This is a genomic window from Listeria aquatica, from assembly GCF_014223975.1.
Taxonomy (GTDB): domain Bacteria; phylum Bacillota; class Bacilli; order Lactobacillales; family Listeriaceae; genus Listeria; species Listeria aquatica.
The window spans coordinates 82,874-108,753 of record NZ_JAARRM010000001.1; the positions used below are offsets into that span (position 1 = coordinate 82,874).

At 40.5% G+C, this 25,880-nt stretch carries 27 protein-coding genes and 1 other RNA gene; 19 read left to right on the plus strand and 9 right to left on the minus strand.

Translation table 11 applies throughout. The annotated features are described in order from the left end of the window. The first annotated feature begins 22 nt into the window (after nt 1-22). Nucleotides 23-835, plus strand: a complete 813-nt coding sequence (locus tag HB912_RS00495) for a hypothetical protein (protein ID WP_185371731.1) — start codon at nt 23-25, stop codon at nt 833-835. A gap of 402 nt (nt 836-1,237) precedes the next feature. On the opposite strand, the gene HB912_RS00500 is transcribed toward HB912_RS00495, so the two are convergent. The 3 genes from HB912_RS00500 to HB912_RS00510 are packed head-to-tail and all read right to left on the minus strand — an operon-like array spanning nt 1,238 to nt 5,479. Beyond that, nucleotides 1,238-3,394, minus strand: coding sequence for a DUF4129 domain-containing transglutaminase family protein (locus HB912_RS00500; protein ID WP_185371732.1), 2,157 nt, complete (start codon nt 3,392-3,394; stop codon nt 1,238-1,240). Further along, nucleotides 3,394-4,530, minus strand: coding sequence for a DUF58 domain-containing protein (locus HB912_RS00505; protein ID WP_185371733.1), 1,137 nt, complete (start codon nt 4,528-4,530; stop codon nt 3,394-3,396). Before HB912_RS00505 ends, HB912_RS00500 begins: the two co-directional genes overlap by 1 nt. Next, on the minus strand, nt 4,523-5,479 hold the full coding sequence (locus HB912_RS00510) for an AAA family ATPase (protein ID WP_185371734.1): 957 nt from the start codon (nt 5,477-5,479) through the stop codon (nt 4,523-4,525). The genes HB912_RS00505 and HB912_RS00510 overlap by 8 nt, the downstream gene beginning before the upstream one ends. Nucleotides 5,480-5,637: 158 nt before the next feature. Here HB912_RS00510 and rlmN point away from each other — a divergent pair, with 158 nt between their 5' ends. From rlmN to ssrA, 18 genes are all read left to right on the plus strand, one after another. Further along, a complete protein-coding gene (gene rlmN, locus HB912_RS00515; protein WP_185371735.1) occupies nt 5,638-6,741 on the plus strand; it encodes a dual-specificity RNA methyltransferase RlmN in 1,104 nt (367 codons plus the stop codon). A gap of 267 nt (nt 6,742-7,008) precedes the next feature. Then, nucleotides 7,009-7,419 carry an Imm48 family immunity protein gene (gene imm48, locus HB912_RS00520; RefSeq protein WP_036072360.1) on the plus strand — a complete coding sequence of 137 codons (411 nt, stop codon included), beginning with the start codon at nt 7,009-7,011 and terminating at the stop codon, nt 7,417-7,419. Nucleotides 7,420-7,489: 70 nt separating this feature from the next. Next, entirely contained in the window at nt 7,490-7,873 is a 384-nt protein-coding gene (locus HB912_RS00525) for a hypothetical protein (protein ID WP_185371736.1), read from the plus strand. A gap of 149 nt (nt 7,874-8,022) precedes the next feature. Beyond that, entirely contained in the window at nt 8,023-8,892 is an 870-nt protein-coding gene (locus HB912_RS00530; protein ID WP_244964399.1) for an aldo/keto reductase, read from the plus strand. A gap of 132 nt (nt 8,893-9,024) precedes the next feature. Further along, nucleotides 9,025-9,534 carry a dihydrofolate reductase family protein gene (locus tag HB912_RS00535; RefSeq protein WP_185371737.1) on the plus strand — a complete coding sequence of 170 codons (510 nt, stop codon included), beginning with the start codon at nt 9,025-9,027 and terminating at the stop codon, nt 9,532-9,534. Between the two features lie 295 nt (nt 9,535-9,829). Then, nucleotides 9,830-12,061 carry a Cna B-type domain-containing protein gene (locus HB912_RS00540; protein ID WP_185371738.1) on the plus strand — a complete coding sequence of 744 codons (2,232 nt, stop codon included), beginning with the start codon at nt 9,830-9,832 and terminating at the stop codon, nt 12,059-12,061. Between the two features lie 117 nt (nt 12,062-12,178). Further along, the gene (locus HB912_RS00545; RefSeq protein WP_241463139.1) at nt 12,179-12,535 is read left to right on the plus strand and encodes a DUF488 domain-containing protein; all 357 of its coding nucleotides are present in this window, start codon (nt 12,179-12,181) and stop codon (nt 12,533-12,535) included. A gap of 64 nt (nt 12,536-12,599) precedes the next feature. Beyond that, nucleotides 12,600-12,977 carry a heme oxygenase IsdG gene (gene isdG / locus HB912_RS00550; protein ID WP_185371739.1) on the plus strand — a complete coding sequence of 126 codons (378 nt, stop codon included), beginning with the start codon at nt 12,600-12,602 and terminating at the stop codon, nt 12,975-12,977. Further along, nucleotides 12,970-13,524 (plus strand): nitroreductase family protein, encoded by a 555-nt coding sequence (locus HB912_RS00555; RefSeq protein WP_185371740.1) that lies wholly within the window; start codon nt 12,970-12,972, stop codon nt 13,522-13,524. The genes isdG and HB912_RS00555 overlap by 8 nt, the downstream gene beginning before the upstream one ends. A gap of 71 nt (nt 13,525-13,595) precedes the next feature. Next, on the plus strand, nt 13,596-13,763 hold the full coding sequence (rpmF, locus tag HB912_RS00560) for a 50S ribosomal protein L32 (RefSeq protein ID WP_185371741.1): 168 nt from the start codon (nt 13,596-13,598) through the stop codon (nt 13,761-13,763). A 128-nt stretch (nt 13,764-13,891) separates the two neighbouring features. Beyond that, nucleotides 13,892-14,611 (plus strand): NUDIX domain-containing protein, encoded by a 720-nt coding sequence (locus HB912_RS00565; protein WP_185371742.1) that lies wholly within the window; start codon nt 13,892-13,894, stop codon nt 14,609-14,611. A gap of 15 nt (nt 14,612-14,626) precedes the next feature. Continuing rightward, on the plus strand, nt 14,627-15,388 hold the full coding sequence (aroD, locus tag HB912_RS00570) for a type I 3-dehydroquinate dehydratase (RefSeq protein ID WP_185371743.1): 762 nt from the start codon (nt 14,627-14,629) through the stop codon (nt 15,386-15,388). Between the two features lie 107 nt (nt 15,389-15,495). Beyond that, nucleotides 15,496-15,729: a preprotein translocase subunit SecG gene (secG, locus tag HB912_RS00575; RefSeq protein WP_036072376.1), complete on the plus strand. Its 234-nt coding sequence runs from the start codon at nt 15,496-15,498 to the stop codon at nt 15,727-15,729. A gap of 225 nt (nt 15,730-15,954) precedes the next feature. Next, nucleotides 15,955-16,815 (plus strand): GRP family sugar transporter, encoded by an 861-nt coding sequence (locus HB912_RS00580; protein WP_185371744.1) that lies wholly within the window; start codon nt 15,955-15,957, stop codon nt 16,813-16,815. A gap of 119 nt (nt 16,816-16,934) precedes the next feature. Then, the gene (locus tag HB912_RS00585; protein WP_185371745.1) at nt 16,935-17,681 is read left to right on the plus strand and encodes an alpha/beta hydrolase; all 747 of its coding nucleotides are present in this window, start codon (nt 16,935-16,937) and stop codon (nt 17,679-17,681) included. A 48-nt stretch (nt 17,682-17,729) separates the two neighbouring features. Further along, nucleotides 17,730-20,090, plus strand: coding sequence for a ribonuclease R (gene rnr, locus HB912_RS00590; RefSeq protein WP_221635616.1), 2,361 nt, complete (start codon nt 17,730-17,732; stop codon nt 20,088-20,090). Nucleotides 20,091-20,107: 17 nt separating this feature from the next. Continuing rightward, on the plus strand, nt 20,108-20,572 hold the full coding sequence (smpB, locus tag HB912_RS00595; protein WP_185371747.1) for an SsrA-binding protein SmpB: 465 nt from the start codon (nt 20,108-20,110) through the stop codon (nt 20,570-20,572). A gap of 89 nt (nt 20,573-20,661) precedes the next feature. Further along, nucleotides 20,662-21,028, plus strand: a transfer-messenger RNA (tmRNA) gene (ssrA, locus tag HB912_RS00600). A gap of 413 nt (nt 21,029-21,441) precedes the next feature. Here the strand turns inward: ssrA and HB912_RS00605 are convergent. The 6 genes from HB912_RS00605 to HB912_RS00630 form a co-directional block, all read right to left on the minus strand. After that, complete coding sequence (locus HB912_RS00605) at nt 21,442-21,723, minus strand: DUF4176 domain-containing protein (protein ID WP_185371748.1); 282 nt, start codon at nt 21,721-21,723, stop codon at nt 21,442-21,444. Nucleotides 21,724-21,754: 31 nt separating this feature from the next. Further along, on the minus strand, nt 21,755-22,918 hold the full coding sequence (locus HB912_RS00610) for a T7SS effector LXG polymorphic toxin (protein ID WP_185371749.1): 1,164 nt from the start codon (nt 22,916-22,918) through the stop codon (nt 21,755-21,757). Between the two features lies 1 nt (nt 22,919). After that, nucleotides 22,920-23,282, minus strand: coding sequence for a DUF3958 family protein (locus tag HB912_RS00615; protein ID WP_185371750.1), 363 nt, complete (start codon nt 23,280-23,282; stop codon nt 22,920-22,922). Between the two features lie 10 nt (nt 23,283-23,292). Further along, nucleotides 23,293-23,574: a TIGR04197 family type VII secretion effector gene (locus tag HB912_RS00620; RefSeq protein WP_185371751.1), complete on the minus strand. Its 282-nt coding sequence runs from the start codon at nt 23,572-23,574 to the stop codon at nt 23,293-23,295. A 166-nt stretch (nt 23,575-23,740) separates the two neighbouring features. After that, nucleotides 23,741-25,126 carry a sensor histidine kinase gene (locus HB912_RS00625; RefSeq protein WP_185371752.1) on the minus strand — a complete coding sequence of 462 codons (1,386 nt, stop codon included), beginning with the start codon at nt 25,124-25,126 and terminating at the stop codon, nt 23,741-23,743. Continuing rightward, a complete protein-coding gene (locus HB912_RS00630) occupies nt 25,113-25,775 on the minus strand; it encodes a response regulator transcription factor (protein ID WP_185371753.1) in 663 nt (220 codons plus the stop codon). The genes HB912_RS00625 and HB912_RS00630 overlap by 14 nt, the downstream gene beginning before the upstream one ends. Between the last annotated feature and the right edge of the window lie 105 nt (nt 25,776-25,880).

Here is a 25,880-nt window from a genome sequence, read left to right on the forward strand (position 1 = left end):
CTGAAAACTGGAGGGGAAATTAATGAGTTTATTTTCAAAGATTGTAAATCAAATCTCCTTTGAAAAAGCTCTAGAAAAGAATTCGCTAAATCAGATTTGTATAACATTAAATGGAACGGGAAAAGAGCTATTATCTAAAACATTAAAAATATTTATTTTTGCTGTGGTTTCATTGCTAGTATGTCTTTTTTCTAGCAACAACTGGTTTGTATTTCCAATCATCGCAGCGATCATTATTTTAGTAACAGTCATAGGGTATTTTAGAAGTAGTCTCTATTTTAAAACGGCTATCTATAATATTGCTATCTATTTATTTGTACAAACGGCTCTTATTTTCTATATTTCAAGTCTAGAGGTAACAGATAGTAGCTTTATAAATCGGGTAATTGCTATTGTCTATATATTAATAGGATATAGCCTATCTTTTTATGTAATCAAGTTAAAACTACTAGAAAAAGTGCAGACCAGGTATTTAGAAACAGAAGAAAAGCAGTTAAGAAAAAGGAAATCCATTAAGGCTATTAGGATACTTTCTATAGTTTTAGTGAGTCTTAGCATAATTATTATTGCAGGTATGCAGTTATATAGAATAAATAAATGGTGGTTTGGTGGAACTGACGCAGATTTTCTTGCTGGACTAAATGGTACATTTGCTGGAACCATTATCGCATCTGTTTTTGTTTGTATTGCATTACTTGTATTATTTCTAATTACTTTACTTCCTACCCTACTTTTAAATGCAACAACGGTTGTAGATGGGTATATTTACAAAAAATACTCAGAAGATTTTAGAACAGAATATGAATATACTGAAGAAGAATGGTATGGCGAATAATCATTAATTCAAGACTTCCGAAATAATTAAATTCCTCAAAAAGCTCATGTTACCTAAACATGGGCTTTTTTGTTGGGAGACGATCATTCTATAGCAACGATATTCCAATAATAGAATACCTCCCCTCTCCTATTATCCTGGAGAGAGGAGTTCTGTTTAAAGATGGATGAGACTTGCAAAATAATCGCGTGCTTCTTGCTTATCATAACGTGGCATATTAAATACCAGATATTTAGTAAAGGAGTTTTTTGAAGAGAGATACTTACTACACAACAAAATAAATTCAAACTAGGCTATCGATTTCCTGTTTCGCGCAGAGAAATCAATAGCCTAGTTTTTTTATTCGCGTCGAATGCCGCACTCAAATTTAGCTTTTCAAGAGTTAGTTTTACTGGTTTCAGGTTAGCGTTTAAAGTTTTTTCGCTTCTTTTGACTTTCTAAAACTTCAATGATAGCTAGAAACGCAGGTTTTATTTGTTCATTTTGGAAATGAACTCCGCCGTATAAGTAGGCTTCGTATTGTTTTGTGAGTTCTGTGAAAGCGGAAATGTCGATTCGTGTTGCATAAGCTGTTAGGGTCTCGCTTGGCTCTCTGCTCTTACTAAAGAATTTTAGCAATTTGCGATAAGCAACTTCAAATGGAAGTCTGTCGTGCTTGATTTGCCATTTAAAATAGCGCAGCAATAGTGCTTTCCGCTTTACAACTAAGAAAGTAAGCAGAAGGATTACAAAGCCATATAAAATCCAGTAAATGTATTTAGGAAGCTGAAATGACTTATCTTGGCGCCTAGTTTCTTGCTTCGTACTATTTTGGGAAGTTTTGTTTTCCTGCTGTTTTTTAGTATTCTCTTCTTTTTTAGTTGATTTGTCTTCTTTAGCGGCTGTATCCGAGCGATTTTCGGTTTGACTATTTTGATTAGCATCTAGACGATGATCACCAGTCGTATTTGTGAAAGCTTCTGGATTATGAAAGGTTGCCGTCGGTTCAAACGGGACCCAACCTGTTCCAGGGAAATAAACTTCTGGCCAAGAATGGGCATTGTTATTTTGAACTTTATAAATCGTATTGGCACCATCTTTTCGAATCTCTTCTCCAGACGTAAATCCCTTCGCGAAACGAGCAGGTATCCCAAGTGAACGTAACATGACAACCATTGATGTTGAGAAGTTATCACAGTAGCCAACTTTAGTCTCAAACAAAAATTGATCGACATAATCAGCCCCGCGCTTCGTTTCTGTCGCATCTTTCGTACTATAGCGAAATTCACCAGAGAAGCTTAGATAGCGTTCAATAGCTTTTACCTTTTCATACGTATCACTTTCAGACTCTGTCAGCCGATTTGCGAGATTTTTGACACGCTTTGGAAGGCTGTTTGGAAGCTGTGTATAGCGCTCCACAAATTCATCTTGCAAAGCCGTATAGGCTGCTTCTTTCATCTTCCGAATATCATAAGTGGGCCGCTTTATTTCTAGTGAGTAATTTTTAATGGAACCTTTAGGTGTGACCTTTTCATTAGATGCAACATAACGGAACGGCCCAGCTGTTGACTGAACATTTTGTGTGCCATAAGCATAAACAAGATAGTCATTAGAAGCTGTGAAGCGAATCGTTGCTTGTTCACTTTGTTCAGCATAATCTTCATTCAGTTTAACAGGGAAGTCTGCCAAGCTATTAAAATGCTCTGGATTTGCCGTACTTGGCTGAGCCCAGCCTTTTCCAGTATAGGTTTGTTTGGATTCAACACGCCAGTAATGTGGATGTTTTGTAGTGACTTGGAATACTTCACTATAATCAGCTTCAAGGGCTCCACCTAGTTCCGTATCGTCTTCACTATAACCGACCGTTCTTGTTGTATCTATTCCAAGTGTTTGGCGAATAAAAGGAACAGGATCGTTCCAAACAGGTTGATGGATAGGAAGAAAAAGCGAAAGCCCCGTAATAATAGCTAAGGTAGCGAGAAATCCGATATGATAAGTAGCAACCCGCTTTGTTGAGTCTAGTTGACTTGCGTAACCAAGTCGCGCTGTTAATGTTAGGTGAAGCAATAAAAAACCAATAATGACAGTTCGAACAAGTGCCAGTTCACCATGATAGTCTGTGAAGGTATGAATGATAGCAACATAAATCACTGTGAGAACTAGGATGCTCATGATCCGGCTTTTCTTTAGCAGTGAATAAGAAGTAATGTAAGCAAGCAACCATAGTGCAATGAGAAACGTCATAAAAATAAATTCGTCACCGATTTCAGTGGCATTAAGATGAATCATATGGCTGATTCCGTTTATGACCATTCTAGTCAGTTCTGAGTAGAATGATGGATCAAAAAGATTACCACCATTAAATAAGAGTGCCATCAAAAGGGCAAGGATAATGAGGTGAAGCGGAATCGAATAGTAGAATCGTAAACCTATAAAAAAGCAACCGAGCGATAAAGCGACAAAAGCCACCATATAAACCGAATAGTTGGTTTCCGTTAAGTAACTAAATGGATAGACCCATTCCGAAACAAGCAGAATAGCCAGCACATAAAGCAGGAATTTTAAAGTTTTTTGTCCCATCAAATGCCTCCTTTGCTGTGTGAAAGTTCCATTTTAGATAAGTAAATAATTTGTGGGTGTTTGGCTCCACTTTCTTGTAGCGCGACAAGTGTGACCTTGTTTTCGCCCCATTTATGCACTTCTCGGAGGAGCGCTTCATTCGTAGTCGATGTAAAGAGCAGTAAATGCTCGCTTTGCGCGAGTTCCTCTTGAAGCTCGGGAAGGAGAACAGCGGGTTCTTGCGGCTTGATTTTTGCAAAAGCATGAGAAAGCTCACTTAAGTGTTTTTTCCCTTGGTTAAAATCGAATGTTTCGCTTGGACTTCCAAATAGCGCGACGCGGAGTTCCCCATTTTCCTCAACCATTTTGCGAACAAATGAATATGCGGCGCTTAGGGCGATTTCAAAATCTGGATCTGGCGAGCCGAAAAAGCCAACGCTCATACGACTTTTAGCACTATTTTCAAATTCCCTTGTCATCATCGTGCCAGTTTTTGCCGTTGTTTTCCAATCAATCGAAGCGACTCTGTCTCCAGGGTTATATTCACGCAAACCGTGTAAGTTTTCGTTTTTCTTAATGGTCCAGTGTGTGGCGTTTTTACCATGTTCCGGTGATGCTTCACTTAATTTGTTAGCGATTTCCGGAAAATAAGTGGGGTAAACAATGAGTGTTTTTGGTTCCCCCATTCTGATACTTCGTTCAATTAACCCGAGCGGATCGCTTGTTCTCAATTCAAGTGGAGGGAATTCATGGATTCCACGTTTGGCTTGTACCGTTTCAAATGGGAGCATGAGTTTCCTTTTAAAGAAAGGAAAAGTTAATTCACGAAGCACATGCTGAGCATGGAGTGAACCGGGAAGCGGCTGCTTAACAAGCAGGTAGCAAACTGGAAAGTGCGATTTTCGAGTTAAAGATAGTCTTAAGTTAATCGCATCTCCAGAAAAATATTCTTGTTTGTCAAATTTCCGTATAAGTTGCCAATTTTTCAGCCGATAAATGGAAAAAATAAGGACAAATAATAAAATGAAACCGAAAAAATAAGTTAAAAACCAACTAGAATGGTCACCTTGGAACAAGGCATAGACAATTAAACTCACAAAAAGCAAAGCAAGTCCAAACCATTTAGAGGCAAGAAAAAGGGGGCGTAGCTTATTCATTTAAAGCGCCCTTTTCAATTGGAACGGCTAAATCTGACAGGATATCATGAATCACTTGTTCCGGCTTGATACCGTTATAGAGTGCATTAGCTGTCAGAATGAGACGATGTCCAAAAACGAATGGTGCTAGATATTTAATATCATCTGGTGTAACAAAATTTCTTCCTGAAACAAAGGCAAAGCTTTTCACAGCTTTCATTAAGGCGATTGTCGCTCGCGGGCTTGCCCCAAGTGTAATTGCTTGATGTTGCCGCGTAGCTTGGGAAAGCTCAACGATATAGCTTTTCAATTCATCAGAAAGTGTCACTTTTTGGCTCATCTTTTTGAGCTCCACCAGTTCATCTGAATGAATAACTGTTTGAACGGATGAAAGGACCACTGAACTTCGCTCACCATCTAGCAGCTCGACTTCTTCTGCTTTTGTCGGATAGCCCATCGTTATTTTAAAGAGGAACCGGTCAAGCTGAGCTTCTGGAAGCGCATAAGTCCCTTCATATTCAATTGGGTTTTGGGTCGCCATGACGAAAAAAGGCTCAGCAAGTGGATAAGTTGTCCCATCTACAGTAACGCTGTTTTCGGCCATTCCTTCTAGCAAAGCAGCTTGTGTTCTTGGGGCTGTTCGGTTGATTTCGTCGGCTAAAATAATGTTGCCCATGATCGGGCCTGGCCGAAACTCAAATTTGCGGCTATCTGGGTTAAATACCGAAACGCCGGTGACATCAGAAGGCAGTAAATCTGGCGTGAACTGGATACGCTGAAAAGTGGTATCAAGCGATTTTGCAAGAGCACGGACGAGCATGGTTTTACCGACCCCAGGAACGTCTTCAATTAAAACATGACCGCCTGCAAAAAGAGCGGTTAAGCTAAGTTCGATAACGCGGCGTTTGCCGACGATGACTTGTTCAACTTGTTCGATAATCTGTTCGATTTTATGAGATGAGTCGTTCATTGGTTAAAAGCCTCCCGTTCATTTGTGTTGTAATAAGTATATGATAGAGAAGGAGTGAAGTACAATAAATTAATTTGAGGTTTCCACTGAAAAGTATTGCCACGCGGTGTGAAAACCTATAAAATAGAAGTGAGATCTTAAAGAGAAGAGGCTGAATAATGACGAAAAAATCCATTTACGGATTGACGTTTGATGACTTAACGGCTTGGTTTACTGAAAAAGGACAGAAAAAATTTCGGGCAAAACAAGTTTGGGAATGGCTCTACCGGAAGCGTGTCGATTCTTTCGATGAAATGAGCAATATACCTAAGGAGAGCATTCAACTACTAAAAGAAAACTTTGTATTAAACACATTAGAAGAACAAATTGTGCAGGAATCTCTTGATGGCACGATTAAATATTTATTTAAGCTAGAAGATGGCAACTTGATTGAAACGGTTATGATGACGCATGAATACGGGCTATCTGTTTGTGTAACGACTCAAGTGGGATGCAACATCGGCTGTACATTTTGCGCAAGTGGGTTATTAAAAAAACAACGGGATTTGACTGCCGGCGAAATTGTTTCGCAGATTATGAATGTGCAACATTATTTGGATAAACGCGGGAAAGATGAGCGTGTAAGCCACATTGTTGTCATGGGAATTGGCGAACCGTTTGATAACTACGATAACGTTATGAGCTTCCTGCGAGTCGTGAATCACGACAAGGGACTTGCAATCGGCGCACGCCACATCACCGTTTCAACAAGTGGGCTTGCACCAAGAATTATTGATTTTGCAAATGAAGATTTCCAAGTGAACTTGGCGGTTTCGCTACACGCGCCGAATAATGACATTCGGACGAATATCATGCGGATTAATCGGACGTTCCCGCTCGAAAAACTAATGAGCGCGATCGAATATTACATTGAAAAAACAAATCGTCGTGTGACATATGAATATATCATGTTGCGCGATGTGAACGATTCGAAAAAAGAAGCGCAGGAACTAGCGGATTTACTCAAGAATCAACGGCGTTTGTCTTATGTCAATTTGATTCCCTACAACCCTGTTGATGAGCATAATCAATATGAGCGGAGTCGCAAAGAAGATGTGCTAGCATTTTATGATGTGTTAAAGAAAAATGGTGTCAATTGCGTCGTCCGTCGTGAACATGGGACGGATATTGATGCAGCTTGCGGACAACTTCGAAGCAAACAAATCAAACGTGTTGGCGTAAGAGAAAGAATGCGTCAAAAGAAATCGCTTGAACAAAACTAAACTTTAAAAAGCTTGCATTAAAACAATGGGTATACTTGTTTTGATGCGAGCTTTTTTTGTTAGTTGAAGTAAGCAAAATGGATGAAAAAGTAGATTTTGGTCAATAGAATGAGCATTCTTAACGGCTTTTTTCAAAAGTGTAAAAAATTTGCTTGCAACTCTTTTTAAAAGTGTTATAATGATTTTGTCGTAAAGGAATTATGGCTTTTCAAGCAGTTATTTTAGGCTGCTTGTTTCGTTTTTTATTCGTAAAAAGGGGTGCCGAAATTGAATAAATCTTTTTTTGCAGAAGCGAGAAAATGTGCAGAACGATTTTGTAAAGCTTTAAATTTTAATCCTGAAAAAAGTGACCATTTAGAGTCAAAAGTTGTAACTTCTTATTTATTTGGTCTACTCACCATGCTCGGATCAGAAATGGATGCCGATGGAAGTGAAATTCAGGCTAGCCTTGTGGCATCGCTTGTTCATGTTTTTGGTTTCAGTGAAAGAGATGCTTCAGATCTCTCAGCGCATGTCATTAAATGTACGGAACGTGAAAGACATCCGGCACAGTTTACTGTCATTGAAAGAGGTCTTGAAGGTTACATGGAGTATTATCGTACAGGGAAGGATGCAGAATTTCCAAAAGATATCCAAAGTATCTTGGATATTATGCATGAATTTTCCACGGTTAAATAATCAAACGAATGATGGAAGTCCGCTTTTTGTAAAAAAGCGGACTTTTTTACAAAAGGGAGAGAAGGACAACATGAATGAAACCTTTGTGAATAGTTTTTTGATTCTGGTCATTTTGGTGATTTGCGACGTGAATATCTTGGGGATTGTGGTCTTAAGACGGGGGCATTTTTCACATGATCTTATTCAGTTCGTGACAAATCGAGAAGTGAGAAATCTCTTGATTGGAGCTAAGGATGCTGAAAGAAAAAAAGCCGTGCAATATTTAACGGCTAGCATCCTAAGTTTTGTCATCGGGTTTTTATCCATTATCTTATTTGCTAATTTAGATGGGTTTGTGTGGACCATTCTTTTTGTATTAGCTGCAATCTTAGTTAGCGGGTTGTTAGAAAAGAAAGCAGAAGAAATCCTCGGTAAAAAAATAGATCCGAAAAAAGCTGTGCAAATTTTAAAATAAAAAGAGGAACTAAGTTTCTGCTTTTTATTGGTTTGTTTACTAAAAATTTACCAGCTTTCTGATACTAAAAATCTTTTTGTTTGACTTGAAGTGGACTTCAGGGCATATACTTCACTTGTAAGATGTTAGACAAATGGAGGTAGAGAATCATGATGTTAAAAGAAACTTATCGTTTAGCAAATGGTAACGAGATTCCAAAACTTGGATTTGGCACGTGGATGATTGATAATCAAGATGCGGCAAAAGCTGTGCAAGAAGCCATTCAAGTCGGTTATCGCCATATCGATACGGCACAAGCTTATAAAAATGAAGCTGGAGTAGGCGAAGGAATCCGAAACTCAGGCATTGCTCGGGAAGAAATTTTCTTAACAACAAAACTAGCAGCTGAAATTAAAGATTATGCTGGTGCGGTTGCAGCAATTGATGGTTCGCTTGAAAAATTGGGTCTTGATTATATTGATTTGATGATTATCCATAGTCCAAAACCATGGGCGGAATTTCAAAGTGATGCAGATCATTTCTTTGAAGGAAACTTGGAAGCATGGAAAGCGCTAGAAGAAGCTTACCAAGCTGGAAAAATTCATGCAATTGGGGTTTCAAATTTTGAACAAGTGGATTTAGAAAACCTTCTTGAAAATGGCACAATAAAACCTATGGTCAACCAAATTTTGGCACATATCGGGTATACGCCATTTGATGTCATTGCTTTTTCACAACAGAATGGTATTTTGGTGGAAGCTTATTCACCGATTGCTCACGGTGAAATGATGCGAAGTGCAGAAATTACAAATATGGCTGAAAAATACGGGGTATCTATTCCGCAACTCGCCATCCGTTATTTGTTACAACTTGATTTACTACCGCTCCCTAAAACACTGAATAAAGCACATATGGAGAACAACGCCGATGTTGATTTCGAAATTTCAAGTGAAGATATGGAGACTTTGAAAGAGCTTAAAAAACTTGATTATGGAAAAAATACGGATATTCCTGTTTTCCGCCGTGCGACGGATCAGTGATGAATTTTGAAATGCACTTGCCTTTCTGTTTGGAAAACAGGAAAGCAAGTGTTTTTTAGTTAGTCGATGCTTGAGTCTCTTTTTATTGAGATATCTTGTAACTTCCTGTATAAAGAAGTGGGGGGGATAGTAATGCGAATTTATTTTTATGGCTGTGTTTCAATGGATGGTTACTTAGCAGATAAGGATCATAAAATTGACTGGCTTCTTGAGACAGGGACAACTGAGGAGACAAATTATGATGCGTTTTATAAGCGCATGGATATCACTGTAATGGGAAAAAGAACATTTGATGATATTGCCGATATGGATGGTATCGAATCGTTTTATGGAACGACTGAGAATTATGTCTTTACACATGCAGATAGTCTCTCAGTGAAGAATTTTATTCCCATTTCAGGTGATGTTGTTGAAAGGATAAAAAATATGCCGCAAGATAAAAATATTTGGATTGTCGGTGGAAATACAATTTTAGCAGAGCTACTCGATCATGATATGATAGATGAATTTTATGTTCAGGTTGCGCCGGTTTTACTTGGTGATGGAATTCCGCTTTTTACACAAAAAGAAGGTGTGAAACGGTTTAAATTGAAAGAGGTGCATCAATTCGGTCCATTTGCAGAAATGGTTTTTGAAAAATAATAGAATGTTTATAGGAATATGGCCTTCAGAGTAGTTTTGAAGGCTTTTTTTATTGGTTGAAAAAAGTAAGTGAACGTATTTACATAATGATGGCTTTTATAGTATGATAGGAAATGTTCGAAATAAATATGTATATTATGTTACTTTTATAAAATTAATTGTGATTTTTTACACATTTTTTTCGGGCACAAAATAACACACTAAACAGGAGGCGTCATGAAGCTTAGAAGGGTTTCTGCGGGTTCTTGTGGGTAGTGTCAGAAACCAGTGAATAAAAATGAGGGGAAGTTTTTTTATGTGGAAAAAGAGTACGAAGCTTTTAGTCGCGCTCGTCATTTTTGGAGGATCATTTATTTCCGGAACAAGTTCTTTTGCGGCAGAAGAGTTAGCGTATGTTCCGAAAAATCCTGGAAATGTATATGATGATTTTAGTGGAAACTATGGCTTACTTGGAGTGGCTTCTAAATTTCATATTTTTGCGAAGGATAAAACGATTTTAACGGCACACGTGAATGGTAACGTTGCAACGAAAGCGCTTGAGGCGTATAACAATTTTGGAACGGATATTGTGGAAGGAACGTTGCCATTTGAAGTAAATTATATACAAGAGACCAACCAACTGATTGCTTCTTCTGAGATTAGTGATACGAGCATGAGAACAGATAAGTTTGTTGTGGGCTCTGAAATTCCAGTCGGGGAAGCAGATGGGCACCCAGTTGTAAATGGAACGAGATTAGACCATTTATCTGTAGATGATTTATATCGAGAAAAGGAAGGGAATCACTACATCGATTTTGAAGCGGAATTTGCGCGCTTAGGAAGTGTGGCAGAACAGTTAAGGCAAACAAACGCGATCAAAAATTATACAGCAGCTGATTTTCCGGATCGGAACAAGCGAGAAATTGACTTGACGGATGTGAAGGCAAAAACAAACACAGTGACTATTAATCTAGATGCGGCTGTTCTGACTCAAGACACGCCGCTTACGATTAAAAATCCAAATGGTATAAATCTTGTATTCAATGTTGTGCATGGTTCGAATGATTTGGCGGTTCATTCACAAATTCATTATAATGATCGAGTCAATCACGAAACAGAAAACTTTGATGATGCGAATGTGGTTTGGAATTTTGGTACCGAATTAGCTCATTTAGCTGTTCATGCACCATTTCAAGGAACTGTTCTTGCTCCGAATGCTTCCATTACGGTAACGCAAAACTTGGATGGTTCGATTATCGGGAAAGATGTGTCAATCCAAGCTTCTACTAATCGCTGGGATCCAAATCCGATTGTATTACCTAAAGCGACTGAGCAAACGCTTGAAATTTCGGGAGAGAAAGTTTGGCAAGACTTAGATAACAAATGGGATACGCGTCCAGAATCGATTACTGTGAAATTATTGCAAAATGGGAAGGCTTTTGACACGCAAGAAGTGCGGGCTAATAACGATGGAAAGTGGCTCTATCACTTTTCTGAGGTGCCAAAAATGGATGAGAATGGCAAGGCTTATTCATATACAGTTGATGAAGGAAATGTACCAGAAGGGTACGTGAAAAGTGTGAATGGAACGACGATTACGAATACGTATCAAAATTCGACACAAACATCCATTTCTGGTAAGAAAGTTTGGCAGGACTTTGATAATCAATTGAATACCCGTCCAGATACGATCACGATCGAGTTACTTCAAAATGGTGAAGTCTATCAAACGAAACAAATTCAAGCGGGCGAAAAAGGGGACTGGATGTTTTCTTTTTCAGGACTCCCTAAGTATGATGTGAGCGGTGAAGCTTATTCATATACGGTTGATGAAGTGGCTGTTCCAGAAGGTTATGTGGAGTCAGTAGAAGGAACGACGATAATAAATACGTATGCGAAAAAGCCATTAAAAAACATTCAAGGAGATGTCATCTGGAAAGATAAGAATGATGAATACGATACACGTCCTGATAATGCTAAAGTCATTTTGTTTCAAAATGGAAAAGTGTTTCGAGCACAAGAGGTTGATGCTGATCTAGATAGTGATTGGGATTTTGATTTTACGGATGTGCCACAGTTCGATGCGGATGGCAAATCTTATGTATATACGGTAAATGAAAGTAATGTGCCAGCTGACTACGATTCTTCGGTAAGTGGTTATACGATCACAAATGTGCTTGAAGAAACAGCAATGCCTGAACCAGATGATCAGGAAGATGATTCGCCTGATAGTAGACCTGACGGGAGTGTGGACGGAACTACAGATGGAGATTCAAACGGACAAATAAATGAAAATGCGGAGGAGAATTTGGTTAACGGTTTTAGTGGTTATTCGAATGAACGCTCGGCGGTAGAAAAAATAACTGCGGCGTCGCCTCGTGTTACGACAAATTCAGTCGCTGTCTCGCCACAAGAAAAGACAAAACAGCTTCCTAAAACGGGTGATGCAGATGGAAAATGGTCTCTTTTAGTGGGGATTTTGCTAGCAGGTATAGGAATTTTTTGGAGCGTAACGGCATATCGTCGTACTCGGAAAACAGGATATTAATTTGGAAAGTAGAAATTGGGCTTTTGAGCGGAAATAAATTCGGCTGAAGTCCAATTTCTTTTTTTAAAAGTGTTAGTTTTTTCGAGCTCAGGGAAAATAACAGGTGAGGTGATGAACATGCTAAAAATGAAACGGATTTATGAAGGTGTGACTGAAGGGGACGGTTGCCGGATTCTCGTGGATCGACTCTGGCCGAGAGGGATCTCGAAGGAAAAGGCACAGCTCGATTACTGGGAAAAGGAAATCGCGCCAACGAATGACTTGCGGAAAGCATTTCACTCCGAACAGATTGATTATGAAACTTTTAAAGCTCGCTATTTAGAAGAGTTAAAGCAAAATGAGGCAGTGCCAAGTTTTATTGAGTTGCTTAGAAGGGAACAGGCGAAAGGCGATGTGACCCTTTTATTTGGTGCAAAAAATGAAATGGAAAATCAAGTGACGGTTTTGATGGAATGGTTGCAAGATAAACTTTAATTGACAATGAGAATCATTATCAATATAATCGAAGGGAACAAAGTACGATTAAGGGGGACTTTGATTGATTATTGTGACGAATACGATTCGAGTTGAAAAAGGTTCATTAGAGCATGTGGTGCGCCAGTTTACGGGTTCGGATAGCGAGCATGGTGGTGCGGCGCAACATATTCAAAATGTGGAGGGCTTTCTTGGGTTTGAGCTTTGGGAGACGGATCTTCCAGATGCAGACTATGAGGAGCTTACGGTGATGAGTAAATGGGAAAGTGCGGCGGCACAGCAAGCGTGGGTGAAAAGTGACGCGTTTAAAAAGGCGCATGGTCGCACGAAGGATTCCCGGGAACAAAAGCGTGATCGTAAAGGGATTCTTGAAAATAAAATTACGCAGTATCAGGTGCGGCATGTGGTGCCTTTGAGCGATAGAGGAATAGCGCATGAGTGAGCTGAAACAGGTGATAGTGGAACGGCGCTCGGTGAAGCAAATTTCAGGCCGAAAGATTGACCGATCGCTTGTGGAAGAGATAGTGGAACTGGCGGCGTTCGCGCCATTTCATAGCAAGGTGGAGCCGTGGCAAGTTTACGTGATTCAAGATGCAAAACAGAAGGAAAAGCTTGTCCGGGCAGTTACTTTTTCTAGAAACGATGGAACGACGTTTGAACAAGTCGAGGAAATGCTTGAGCGGAAATTCCTGACCGCTCCTGTCATTTTGATAGTGACTTCGGCTCTCTTTCAAGACTCGAAGAAGGATTTTGAGTCGGTTGCGGCGACAAGTGCTTTTATTCAGAATTTGCAGTTGGTAGCTTGGGAAAGCGGAATCGGCACGATTTGGCGGACGCCGAAATTTTTGTTTCAGCAGGCGTTTTGTGAGGCGCTTCAAATTGGTGAAGAGGAAATAGTGATGGGGATTTTGCCGCTCACGTTTCTTCCGGATGATAAGCCCGATGTAAAGACGCGACGCAAGCTCAGCGAGTATCTGCATGAACTTTAAATTTAGCGGTTGCAACTTACCGGTTCCTGACGTACAATAAGTAAGTGATTTAGAGACGGAGGTGCGAAGTTATGGCAGTACCTGCTAGACGGACTTCGAAGGCGAAGAAAAATAAACGGCGGACGCATAAGGGGCTTTCGGTTCCGGGTCTTGTTCTTGACAAGGAAACGGGCGAACATCGTATGAGTCACCGCATTTCACCGGATGGTTCTTATAACGGTAAACAAATTATTGAATAGTTTTATTTTACCCATTTTGGCGTGAAGAGCGTTTTTTTCTTCCGAAAGATGGGTATTTTTTTTATATTGCACATGATAAAATGGAGAGGAAGAGATGAACTCGAATTTGACAGAAATGAGGCACGGCGATGAGCGATGAATTTGTAAATAACGAAGAGGCTTTGAAAGGTTATCAGGCGAATGCTTTTCGGACGCCGGATGGCTATACGAGTGATATTTTACTATTTGCTATGAAAGAGAAAAAACTTCATGTGCTCTTGATAAAGCGTAGCCAAACGAATGCAGAAGGTCATCCTAATGTAGAGGGCGGCAAATGGGCGTTTCCAGGTGGATTTGTAAATCCGGATGAGGATGCTTATCAGGCGGGGGTCCGTGAGCTTGAAGAGGAAACGGGACTTACTGGCATTACACTGACGCCATTTGGGGTTTACGATAAACCCGGGCGTGATCCGCGTGGTTGGATTATTTCGCGGGCTCATTATGCGTTTGTGCCACTTGAGGCACTAGTTAAACGAGTGGCTGGTGATGATGCGGCGCAAGTGGACTTAATTCCTGTCAGTGAGGCGTTTCGTTTGCCACTTGCTTTTGACCACGAAACGATTTTAAGTGATGCCATGGAAAAAATCACACGGGAATTATTACTTTCAACGAAGATGAGCGACTTTCTGCCAGAATTTTTCAGCGCTAAGGAACTATATGAAGCGATCGCGACTGCCGCTTATCGGGATGCACTGCCACCGTTTGAAGTGTTTGAATCGTATCTTGTCTTGCTTCCGTTTATCGAACGAGACGAAACGGGGCGTTATTCTTTTAACCAAGCGGTGAATGCGCACAGTATTTTCTTCTAAGCAGGGGGACTGAACATGGAACAGGTAAAAGTAAAAGAAATGGAAATCGGGAGCGGAAAGCCCAAAATTTGTGTTCCGCTTGTTGGTAAAACGATTGCTGATTTAAAGCGTGAAGCGAAACAAGCGGCAAGTTTAGGAATTGATTTCGTTGAGTGGCGCGCAGATCATTTTGCAAAAGTCATGGACCTGGAAACGGTGAAATGGGCTTTACGCGAATTTATGCCGTTTTTAGAAGGGCTACCGCTGTTATTTACGTTCCGAACAAAGGCTGAGGGTGGCGAAACGGAAATTTCAGAGGAATTCTATTTTGAACTGAATCAAGCGATTATTCGAACGAGGGAAGTGGATTTGATTGATTTGGAGCTGTTTCATGAGGAGCGGCATTTAAACCGGTTAATCAGTGAAGCCCACCAAGCAGGAATCAAAGTCGTGATGAGCAGTCATGATTTTGAAAAAACACCGCTTAAAAATGAGCTTTTAAAGCGATTTAAGCGGATGGAAGCTTTGGACGCTGACGTCACAAAAATTGCTGTAATGCCGCAAGACGGGACGGATACCCTTGCCTTGCTTGATACGGCTGCTGTGATGAACGAAGAGGCGAAGGTGCCATTTATTGCGATTGCGATGGGCGAGCTTGGCGTGCTTTCACGACTTTCAGGGCGCTTTTCGGGTTCGGCTGTTACCTACGCAGCAGCAGAAGAGAATTCGGCTCCCGGACAAATTTTGGTTGCAACGACGAAACAGATTCTAGATGCGCTTGGCGAAAAGGATGCTTGATCTTCACAAAACTGTAACAAAGTATTTCGCTTGCTGCTATTGTGCGCTTCTTTGAAATATGATAAGATTAAAATTAGTCAAATTGGACGGTTTTAGGAGGAAAAATAATGAGTACAGTTTTAACGATCATTTTGGTGATTGTATCCGTACTTCTCGTAGCAGTTATCATTCTTCAACCAGGAAAAAGCAACGGTTTATCTGGTGCAATTTCTGGTGGGGCTGAACAATTATTCGGGAAGCAAAAAGCAAGAGGGTTAGAATTGATTTTACATCGGACGACGATTGTTTTATCAATTATTTTCTTTGCTTTATTAATTGCACTTGGCTTTTTTGTTAAATAAGGTTGAGGTTGTAAGAGCGGAATAAATGAATGTGAAAAGCATTCCTGCCTAGAATCTGGCAGAGGAATGCTTTTTTATTTGGGCGGGTTTTACCCGCGAGGGAAAGTAAGTTGGGGGAAGTCCCACCTATATTCCTGCAAAAAAAGCAAATGGTTTTCTTTTTTAGCTAGAACATGATATATATTATATTCATGGGGTTAAGAAATATGGTGGGAGGAAAAATGAATGAATATTTTAGTTGCGCTTGTGCCCGCGGTTATGTGGGGGCTAATGCCGCTTGCTGTTGCTAAAAGTGGAGGGAAGCCTAAACAGCAGATTATTGGAACAGCTTTCGGAGCGTTACTTTTTGCTGTTTTTGTATTCTTATTTACTGATCCACATTATACAGCAACGATTTTGATTGCGAGTTTTATATCGGGAGCTTTTTGGTGCTTGGGTCAAATGAATCAGTTCCGCGCCTTTACACAAGTTGGGGTATCGAAGACGATGCCGATTTCAACGGGGATGCAACTTGTCGGGACTTCACTTTTTGGTGTGTTTGCGTTTCATGAATGGGAAACAACAGCTAAATTAGTGCTTGGTTTTAGCGCACTTGCTTTAATTATTATTGGAATTTTTATGACGAGCTATCAGCAATATAAAGATGATGGTTCGGAACAAAATATGAAAAAAGGAATCATCACATTACTGATTTCTTCTATTGGTTATGTCGGTTACGTTGTCACAACACGCTTTTTTGATATCAGTGGTTGGGATGCGATTTTACCGCAAGCGGTCGGGATGGTTGTTGCGTCGTTCGTATTCACAATTGGCGGTCGCGATGAGCCTCGCTTCACAAAGGCAACGTTCCTTACGATTATTCCAGGTTTAATGTGGGCAACGGGGAACCTAGCTTTGCTTTTCTCAAATCGAATGGTTGGAGTCGCGACTGGGTTTTCACTCTCACAAATGGGGGTTGTATTGTCAACGCTTGGCGGAATTTTAATTCTCGGTGAAAAGAAAACGAAAAAAGAGCTCGTATTTGTGTTACTCGGTGTCGTTCTTGTGATTGTCGGCGGAACGATGATTGGATTTGCCAAAAGTTAAAGAGAAGCGGCCTTTTCTAAAAGGGCGCTTTTTTTAGCGGTGGGAATATTTTTGATTGCGGGGAGGCGTTTTTTCTCGTACACTAGACATAGAAACAAAGTCATAAGGAGCGTTTGAAGATGAAATTCACACCGCCAAAACCGTTCTTATTTGAGACGGGAAAAAGGGCAGTTTTACTGTTGCACGGATTTACGGGAAGTTCTGCCGATGTAAGAATGCTTGGCAGGTTCTTGCAGGAAAATAATTATACGGCTTATGCGCCGCAGTATAAGGGGCACGGCGTTTCGCCGGATTTACTTTTAAAGACTGGACCAAGTGACTGGTGGCAAGATGTGCTTGATGCCTATGAGCATCTTCGTGAGCTTGGTTATCAAGAAATTGCGGTTTGTGGATTGTCGCTTGGTGCGCTTTTCTCGCTGAAACTGGGATTTACAAAACCGGTGAAGGGGATTGTGTCGATGAGTGCACCGACAAAAATGGATAGTTCATCCCCGATCATTTCCGGGTATATGGATTATGTCCGCAATTATAAGCGGCTTGAAGGGAAATCTCAGGAGACGATTGAACTGGAAATGCAAGATTATGCAGGGAAATCAATGGATCAAATTGCGAAGCTGAAAGATGAAATTAATTCGGTGATACAGGATATCGATCTGATTTATGCGCCGATTTTTGTCGTGCAAGGTCGTTTAGATGATATGGTGGACGTGGACGGTGCGAAGTGGATCTACGACGAGGTGCAGTCGAATGAAAAGCACATCAAATATTATGAGAACTCCGGGCATGTCATTACGATCGACAAGGAGCGAAAGATTTTGCAAGACGATATCCTTCAGTTTCTTGACGGATTAGATTGGCAAGTTTAGAAGAAAAAGGAAAATGGAAAGGAGGGGATCCGTGTGAGTGAACAGGAAATGGCACAGCTTGTTTTGAATTTTTTGAAGGAACACAAGGATACAGCATATTCGCTTGATGAACTTGAGCTTGCCCTGAAGCCGGAAGATGCGGAAAGTTTTAAGGAAATGGTGAAGGCGCTTGTGCGACTTGAGGATAGCGGTGCGGTGATACGAACGAAACGCAACCGTTACAGGATTCCAGAGCAAACGGATTTGATTCAAGGAACGTTTCGGGCACATGAACGAGGCTTTGGGTTTGTGATGCCGGAAAATAAGGACTTGGATGATATTTTTATTCCGCCAAATGAAGTGCGCGATGCGATGAATGACGATGTGGTACTTGCGAAAATCACAAAACGTAAGGGGGATAACCTTGCGGAAGGCGTGATTGAAAAAATTGTGGAGCGGAAAACGGCGCAAGTTGTCGGTACTTATATGGAAGATCTTGCCGGAGCTGGGATTGTGATTCCGGATGATAAGCGTATTTCAGGCGAAATTGATGTGGATCTTGAAGACGGGTTGAAACCAGTTGATGGGCATAAGGTGATTGTGGAACTTACGGCATATCCGCATGGAAACACGCGTGCTCGCGGGATTGTCAAGATGATTATCGGGCACCGCAATGATCCGGGCGTGGATATCTTGTCGGTGATTCATAAATACGGGATTCAGTCGACATTTCCAGAAGAAGTTATGAAGGAAGCGGCAGAAGCGCCAAGTGATCTTACGGGTGTCGATATTGGAGCGCGTCGCGATTTGCGTGACCAAGTGATCATCACGATTGACGGGGCAGACGCGAAGGATCTTGATGATGCGGTTACGGTGCGCGAGCTTCCAAACGGGAACTTTGAACTAGGGGTTCATATTGCAGATGTTTCGTACTATGTAACGGAGGATTCGGCACTTGATAAGGAAGCATTGGAACGCGGTACGAGTGTTTATTTGGTAGACCGAGTGATTCCGATGTTGCCGCATAAACTTTCAAATGGAATTTGTTCACTGAATCCGCAAGTGGATCGCTTTACGCTTAGCTGTGTGATGGAAATTGATGCGGAAGGGCAAGTCGTGAATCACGAGATTTTTGAAAGTGTGATTAAAACAACGGAACGAATGACTTATGATGATGTCAACTCGATTCTTGTTAATCAGGACGAGGAACTGCGTGAGAAGTACCGGGCAATTGTGCCAATGCTAGATCAAATGCTTGAGCTTTCGAAAAGATTGCATGCGAAGCGTGAAAAGCGTGGCGCGATTGATTTTGATGCTAAAGAAGCACGTGTAGTTGTTGATGAAGAGGGGCATCCGCAAGAAGTTGTGATGCGGGAACGTTCAGCTGGGGAGCGCCTAATTGAAGAATTTATGCTTGCAGCGAATGAAACAGTTGCGGAACACTTTCACTGGATGGATGTCCCATTTATTTACCGGATTCACGAAGATCCGAAAGAAGATAAATTGGCGCGGTTCTTTGAGTTTATTACGAACTTTGGACTGGTTGTGAAGGGAACGGCTAACCAGATTCATCCATCAGCACTTCAACAAGTGCTTGATGAAGTGAAGGGGAAACCAGAAGAAATGGTGGTTTCAACGGTGATGCTGCGCTCGATGCAACAAGCGAAATATGATACGGTTTCGGCGGGGCACTTTGGGCTTGCGACGGACTTTTATACGCACTTCACTTCGCCGATCAGGCGTTATCCGGATCTAATTGTGCATCGTTTGATTCGGGAATACTTGATTAAAGGAGATGTTCGGCCTGAAACGCTTGAGAAACGGGCGGAACAGCTTCCTGAGATTGCGGAGCATTCTTCGAAAATGGAACGGCGTGCGGTTGATGCGGAACGTGAAACGGATGAACTGAAGAAAACGGAATTTATGGTCGACAAGGTTGGCGAGAAATTCCAAGGGATTATTAGTTCGGTGACAAATTTTGGATTGTTTATTGAACTGCCAAATACGATTGAAGGTTTGGTACATGTTAGTGCGATGAAAGGCGATTATTATCAGTTCCACCAAAATCTGCTTGCGATGATCGGCGAACGCACCGGGAAGGTTTACCGGATCGGTGATGAAGTCGAGGTTGAAGTGGCGAAAGTGGATGTGGATGGTCGCGAGATTGACTTTAAGCTTCTCAGTGAAGGGAAGGATTCGGAGCGCGCGAAAGGAAGTCGGCAGAAGCAAAAGCCGATCAATAAGACGCGCGGTTATAAGTCTGTGAACAAGAAGCACAAAGGGAAGGAAAGTAACAAACCGAAAAGAGAAGCGAGTTCTGATGAGGAATGGCATACGAAGCCGAAGAAGAAAAAACGCAAGAAGGCTTTTTATGAAGGTGTAGCTAAAGGGAACCAACCGAAGAATAAGAAGAAGAAAAAGCGCAGATAGGAAGGAGGCGTTTTTAGATGCCAAAGGGTGAAGGGAAGCTGATTGCTCAAAACAAGAAGGCTCGTCATGATTTTTCGATTGAGGAGACGTTTGAGGCGGGGATTGTTCTTCAGGGAACGGAGATTAAATCGATTCGGAATGCGCGTGTGAATTTGAAGGATGCTTATGCGCGCGTTGACCGTGGTGAGGTATTTTTACACAATATGCACATCAGTCCTTACGAACAGGGCAATCGTTTTAACCATGATCCGCTTCGGACGCGAAAACTTTTGCTCCACAAGAAGCAAATTAGCCGTTTGATTGGTGAAACGAAAGAAGCAGGGTACTCGATTGTGCCGCTCAAGATGTATATCAAAGATGGCTATGCAAAAGTCTTGATAGGCGTTGCGAAGGGTAAAAAGAAATATGATAAGCGCGAGGATTTGAAGCGGAAAGAAGCGAAACGTGATATCGAGCGGGCGTTTAAGGAAAGGCAACGCTAATTCGTTTAGGGGAAATAAGCGGGTGGCAAGAAAAAATTCGCCGGCATTTCTTGAAACTAAAGCAGTCTTTTAGTATAATTAATGAGTTCGGGGCTGTTACGGATTCGACAGGGATAGGTCGAGCTGGGGTTGCGCGTCGGGGGTGTCGTCCTCGTTAACAACGCAAAAGCCAATAATAACTGGCAAAGAAAACAAATCTTTAGCTTTCGCAGCGTAATAGCGGCTTAAGCTGATCCTCCGTGCATCGCCCATGTGCTACGGTAAGGGTCTTACTCGAAGTGGGATACGACTAAAGGCTTCCGTTTGTAGTCTTTAGGAAGAGATCAATCAAGCTAGCTGAAAGGAAGCCTGTTGCAGGGCCGAGATTCAAGCGAAATTCGAATACTGCGACTACACGCGTAGAAGCTTCGGTGCCGATATTTCTGGACGCGGGTTCGACTCCCGCCAGCTCCATATTTTAAAACAGAAGAGACGCTGTTAGAACTCCCAAATGGTTTTGTAAAGCCATTTGGGAGTTTTTTGTTTGGGAAAATGATGAAAGGACAGCTTGTTTTTTAGCGTTAAATTTTTATGATGAGTAAGAAAGATAGTGAAGATAAAAATATGGAAATGAATGGATATGTGAAATATTTGTAAGCTTTTGTGAGCTGATCTAAGAAACCAGAATGAAGGAGGGAATCGTTAGAATGAAAGCCTAGCTAGGGCGAGTTGCGCGATTACGAAATGTGGGAAAAACTTTCCGAGGTTTTAGAGCCATGCTATTACTTCGTAAGTAACTTCGAGCGTGGAGTAAATAGGAAAATAATGATTAATGGATTTTAAAAGCCGAGTTTCTAACGAAACGTTAGAAACTCGGCTTTATTTTTTTACTAAATTCGGTATTGGTTAAAGCTATTATTTTTTTTCCATTTGGATACGAGTTCTTGGTATCTTAATTCTTCTTCATCTGAATAGCCAAGCGTGATCACGCGGTCGATGTTTTCTTCGTTGAAAAAGAGGGATTCGTTTGGGCTTACGCCTTCGGGATAGAGACAGCCAATGTAATCAAAAAAGGCTTCTTCGCCGTTTTTCTCGATGGTTTGGCTTCGGCCGATAATCATGATTTTTTTGTTGCCTTCTTTTAAATAAACAATTGTTCCCAGTTCTAACATGCTAGGTCTCCTTTTTTATTATTTTTGTGGATTAACCTTGTAATGCTTCCCAATTTGCCCAAACTCCTCGTCCAATTTCATGAGGTGAGGGTTCAGATTTAAGGAATTTAATTTGATCGGTCAGGTTGGATATGACGGAATTTCCAACTCCAAAGAAATGATTCCAATCAGTGAGTGTGAATTCTAGAGTGGTTTTACCGGTTGGCTTTTCAATTCCGGAGGCGCTTATGTGGCACGTGATTCCTTGCCCAATCGTTTTTTCGTCGTTTTCACTTATGCTTGTTGCTGTGATGTTTGAAATTTGTTCGTCGTATTTTACCACTTCACCATAGGTTATGATTACCGGGCGAGTGGCACCTGCTTTTGTGAATGTACTTGATTGTTTCATCGCAGATAATAGTGATTTGTTTTCGGCGCTTGCCGCGATAGTTGTTTTGTTTTCTCTGAGATAGGTTAATACTGAATTTGGAAGTTGATGGCTTGGGTTTTGGCTTAAATATGAATCAAGCTTTTTTAAGTCTTGTTTCTTGAGGTTTGGGATTTTTTTGGCGATCTTATCAATTTCTGATTTTGAAACGTTGTTTAAGCTATTTAATTGTTTTAACCAACTTATCGACGCGCTGGCCTCAGGTGTAAAAGTATGGGTTGTGTGGTTATAACTGCCATTAGCCAAATAAGCAACTCCGGCTGCAACTTGTTCTAACAATTGATTCGCTAAATGATAGATGGGCGCACAACTAAAATTGAAATCGTGGAGTTTTTGAATTTGTTCAATGATTTTTTGGGTATTCATTAGTTGGATTTGGGAAGCAGCAATATAGTTTTGGTTATTTATTTGTGCTTCGTTCAAATCATTGGATAGGGAATTCATTTGCGTGACGATTGCTTGCATAGTGTCTTCATCGATTCGCGCTGACGGGGAGGGATCGACTTGTGCTGCGAATTGCTGCTTAAAGATTTGGTTAGCTTCGATTATAGCTTCGTTTGCCGCGATCATTCCTTCAACAATTGGTAAGTGATATTCTTGGAAATGCTTTTTCATCCCTTGATAAGCTTTTCCTGTTAAACCGTCTGCTTGTTGTATTTCTAATAAGACGGCTTTTAAATTTTGATTGGCTGTATTTTTTTGTTTTAAAATGATGTTGATATTTCGGATTTGTGAGTTCATCTCAGTCATATCGATTTTCAGCCCCATTTTATGTATCCTCCCTTGCTGTTTTCCGGTAGTTGTTTTCTACTTCCTGAATATGCCGCTCTATTTCTCTTTTTTCTTTGTGCATTTCATCATAACGGTCGTAGAAACGTTCATTCACCTTGCGTTCTTCTTGAAAAAGTTTGTCTTGAGACTGAATTTGAAATTGTTGCGCGAAATCGCCTTGCCAGCAGGAACCTAGTTCATCTAGCAGTTGCTTACTGCGATTTAATAGCTGCCCGTAATTTTCTTGCGCTTCTTTTAAATTTTCCATGCCCTTCCCGTGCTTTTCAAAATCTTCCTCGGCCGTTTGCAACTGATAACGAATTCTTTGTAAGTCTTCCTGTCTATTTTGTTTTGAATTCAAGATGTCACCCTTACTTCAGTTGCTGGATTTCTGAAGCTACTACTTTGTCTTGTTCGGAAAAGCTTTCTGCTGTAGTAAGGATTTTTTCGATGCTGTCTTGTAAGTTTTTTGTATACTCGTCAGTGTAGCGCAAGCTGTTATTAAAGGCGCTTTGCATTTCTTTTGCTGGCGTAACTGTAGAAAAAGTTCCAACAGCCATCAATTGTCTCGTTTGTTGAAGTTCGTCGCAAGCTGTTCGCAATTTTTCTGCCAGTTGTTTTGCCTCGGTTTGACTTGATTTGATTTCACTCATTTTTTTCGCCGCCTTTCACTTGTTTTAAATTAATGTGCTTTCATCTAAAAAGTATACCATGATCGAATTCAGCGAAAACATGGATTTTTTATAAATAAAAATCAAAAATTGGCGTTATTGATTAGAAACGCACTCGCATAGATGCCAAACAACCCGAACTGAGTTCTCAGAACGGGTTGTTTGGCGTGAGTTTGATCATAAAAATAAATTCGTCTGGATTTTGCACAATTTGATAACGATAGTCATATTTGGTAAGGATGTTATCGACGACGAAGAGTCCAAGGCCGTGGCTAGGGAAGTTTTCGCTAGAATCTTGGGTGTGGAAGGGGCGGACAATCTCTTTTACGTCAAGCTGAATCGGGCTATCCATTTTGTTTTGGATATAAAAAATATTACGGCTGGCCCGGTAGCCAATTTCGATGGTGGAATCACTTGGCGAGTATTTTAACGCGTTGCTGATTAAATTGGAGCAGACTTTTTTGAGATATTTACCTGGAATGTTAATGGTCATTTCGCCGTTAAGTTTGCTTAAATCCATCGTAATATTTTGATCAAGAATAATTGGTTCAAACCATTCTAGCGTGTTCTTGACAGCTTCGGTTAGGTCGGTCTTTCCTTCTGTGAATTCAATTTCAAGCCGAGACGCATCCATAATTTCATTCACAAGGCTCGTCATGTCATCTAACTTTTTGATCGCAACTTGCATATGATGAGGTTTGTTGGCGTATTCTGGGAAATCATGGAGCATTCCTTCAAGTATGAGCCTGAGCGACATGATCGGTGTTTTGAGTTCGTGATTGCTACCGCGAATGAAGTCAATCCGGTCTTTTTGCTTTTTCTGTTCTTTTTGGTATTGCGATTCAAGATTGCGAGAGGCTTCGTCGAGTTTGCGGAACATTTCTGAGATGTTTTCTTCGAGAACTTGGAATTCGGAAATCAAATTTCGTTTTTTGGATGGTTGACCGGGTGAAACGGTTTTGTAAGAATCAATTAATGTGTTTAATTCGTTAAATTGTTTCCTTAAGTTTCTTGAATAAATGATGGAAAGAATGCAGGAAACGATAATTCCTAAAAGTAGGCCGTAAAGAAGTAACTCTTTTGATAAGGCAAGGATAGCTCGAGGTGAAAAATCATTGGTCGTAGAAATGAAAACGTGATAAGGAGCTTGTTTTTTTTCATATTTTAAATAATCAGAGTTAAGGGAACTGAAGTAATCTTTGTAGTTAGAAATGGTTAAGCTATTGTCTTTTGTGTCTTTATAGATATTCAAGTTGGAATAATCGAGTTTGCCGTTTTTAAATATGAAAATGACGTAGTCTTGTTTGATCGACATACTATCGATATTATTTGCGATCTCTTTATTTTGGTAGATTTTAAAAATTTGTTCTGCTTCTTTTTTAAACACTTTTTGTTGCTGCTTTTGAATGGTTGTAATGAGTAATAAGACGGTGATCAGAAAGAAAAACAATAAAGTTAGGCCGACACTAACGAAATTAGTGAACCAATTTCGATAAAATAAGTTTATTTTGGTACGCCGACTAGTTTCTTTCAATGCGATACCCCACTCCTTTAATTGTCGTAACGAGTTCTGGGAAAAGTTTTTTTCGAATATTTTTGATGTGCATATCAATGGTTCGTGTATCCCCAAGATAATGATAGCCCCAAATAATATCTAGTAATTCTTCGCGTGTATAAATTTTTCCTTTTCCAAGTAAGAGGGTTTGGAGCAATTCAAATTCTTTTGCTGTTAAATCGACGGGTCCTCCTAAATAAAAAACTTCATAGTTGTTGACTACGAGGCGTATGTCTTTATATTCAATTTCCATTAAGCTTTCTGTGTAAGTTCGTCTAATGACGGCTTCGATTTTATAAGCGAGCAAATTCATGGAGAAAGGTTTGCTGATATAGTCATCAATTTTATACTCGTAAACATTGATTTGAAATAGTTCATCAGTCAAAGCGCTGATTACGATAATGGGGATGTCGCTATTTTTGCGGATTCGTTTGATTAGTTCTTCGCCTGATATCCCCGGAAGCATCATATCCGTTAAGATGACGTGAAATTCTTCACTTTGAAATAAATTCCATGCTTGTTCTCCGTTTTCTGAAACAGCAACGTCATAACCAGAACGAGTCATGGAAGCTTGAATCGCCGTACGAATATCAGTTTGATCTTCTACTACTAAGAGCTTGTATTTCAACACTATCTCCTCCAAAAGGTATTTTTACAACATTTGGAAAGTCTTTTTGCTCAAATTTATGAACACACTTCTGCGCATAAAGATTATAACAGAGTCTTTTTAGTT

Coding starts and splice junctions, on each gene's coding strand:
- HB912_RS00495 (WP_185371731.1), top strand. CDS start 23: ATGAGTTTATTTTCAAAGATTGTAAATCAAATCTCCTTTGAAAAAGCT.
- HB912_RS00500 (WP_185371732.1), bottom strand. CDS start 3,394: ATGGGACAAAAAACTTTAAAATTCCTGCTTTATGTGCTGGCTATTCTG.
- HB912_RS00505 (WP_185371733.1), bottom strand. CDS start 4,530: ATGAATAAGCTACGCCCCCTTTTTCTTGCCTCTAAATGGTTTGGACTT.
- HB912_RS00510 (WP_185371734.1), bottom strand. CDS start 5,479: ATGAACGACTCATCTCATAAAATCGAACAGATTATCGAACAAGTTGAA.
- rlmN (WP_185371735.1), top strand. CDS start 5,638: ATGACGAAAAAATCCATTTACGGATTGACGTTTGATGACTTAACGGCT.
- HB912_RS00525 (WP_185371736.1), top strand. CDS start 7,490: ATGAATGAAACCTTTGTGAATAGTTTTTTGATTCTGGTCATTTTGGTG.
- HB912_RS00530 (WP_244964399.1), top strand. CDS start 8,023: ATGATGTTAAAAGAAACTTATCGTTTAGCAAATGGTAACGAGATTCCA.
- HB912_RS00535 (WP_185371737.1), top strand. CDS start 9,025: ATGCGAATTTATTTTTATGGCTGTGTTTCAATGGATGGTTACTTAGCA.
- HB912_RS00540 (WP_185371738.1), top strand. CDS start 9,830: ATGTGGAAAAAGAGTACGAAGCTTTTAGTCGCGCTCGTCATTTTTGGA.
- HB912_RS00545 (WP_241463139.1), top strand. CDS start 12,179: ATGCTAAAAATGAAACGGATTTATGAAGGTGTGACTGAAGGGGACGGT.
- HB912_RS00555 (WP_185371740.1), top strand. CDS start 12,970: ATGAGTGAGCTGAAACAGGTGATAGTGGAACGGCGCTCGGTGAAGCAA.
- rpmF (WP_185371741.1), top strand. CDS start 13,596: ATGGCAGTACCTGCTAGACGGACTTCGAAGGCGAAGAAAAATAAACGG.
- HB912_RS00565 (WP_185371742.1), top strand. CDS start 13,892: ATGAGCGATGAATTTGTAAATAACGAAGAGGCTTTGAAAGGTTATCAG.
- aroD (WP_185371743.1), top strand. CDS start 14,627: ATGGAACAGGTAAAAGTAAAAGAAATGGAAATCGGGAGCGGAAAGCCC.
- secG (WP_036072376.1), top strand. CDS start 15,496: ATGAGTACAGTTTTAACGATCATTTTGGTGATTGTATCCGTACTTCTC.
- HB912_RS00580 (WP_185371744.1), top strand. CDS start 15,955: ATGAATATTTTAGTTGCGCTTGTGCCCGCGGTTATGTGGGGGCTAATG.
- HB912_RS00585 (WP_185371745.1), top strand. CDS start 16,935: ATGAAATTCACACCGCCAAAACCGTTCTTATTTGAGACGGGAAAAAGG.
- rnr (WP_221635616.1), top strand. CDS start 17,730: ATGGCACAGCTTGTTTTGAATTTTTTGAAGGAACACAAGGATACAGCA.
- smpB (WP_185371747.1), top strand. CDS start 20,108: ATGCCAAAGGGTGAAGGGAAGCTGATTGCTCAAAACAAGAAGGCTCGT.
- HB912_RS00605 (WP_185371748.1), bottom strand. CDS start 21,723: ATGTTAGAACTGGGAACAATTGTTTATTTAAAAGAAGGCAACAAAAAA.
- HB912_RS00610 (WP_185371749.1), bottom strand. CDS start 22,918: ATGGGGCTGAAAATCGATATGACTGAGATGAACTCACAAATCCGAAAT.
- HB912_RS00620 (WP_185371751.1), bottom strand. CDS start 23,574: ATGAGTGAAATCAAATCAAGTCAAACCGAGGCAAAACAACTGGCAGAA.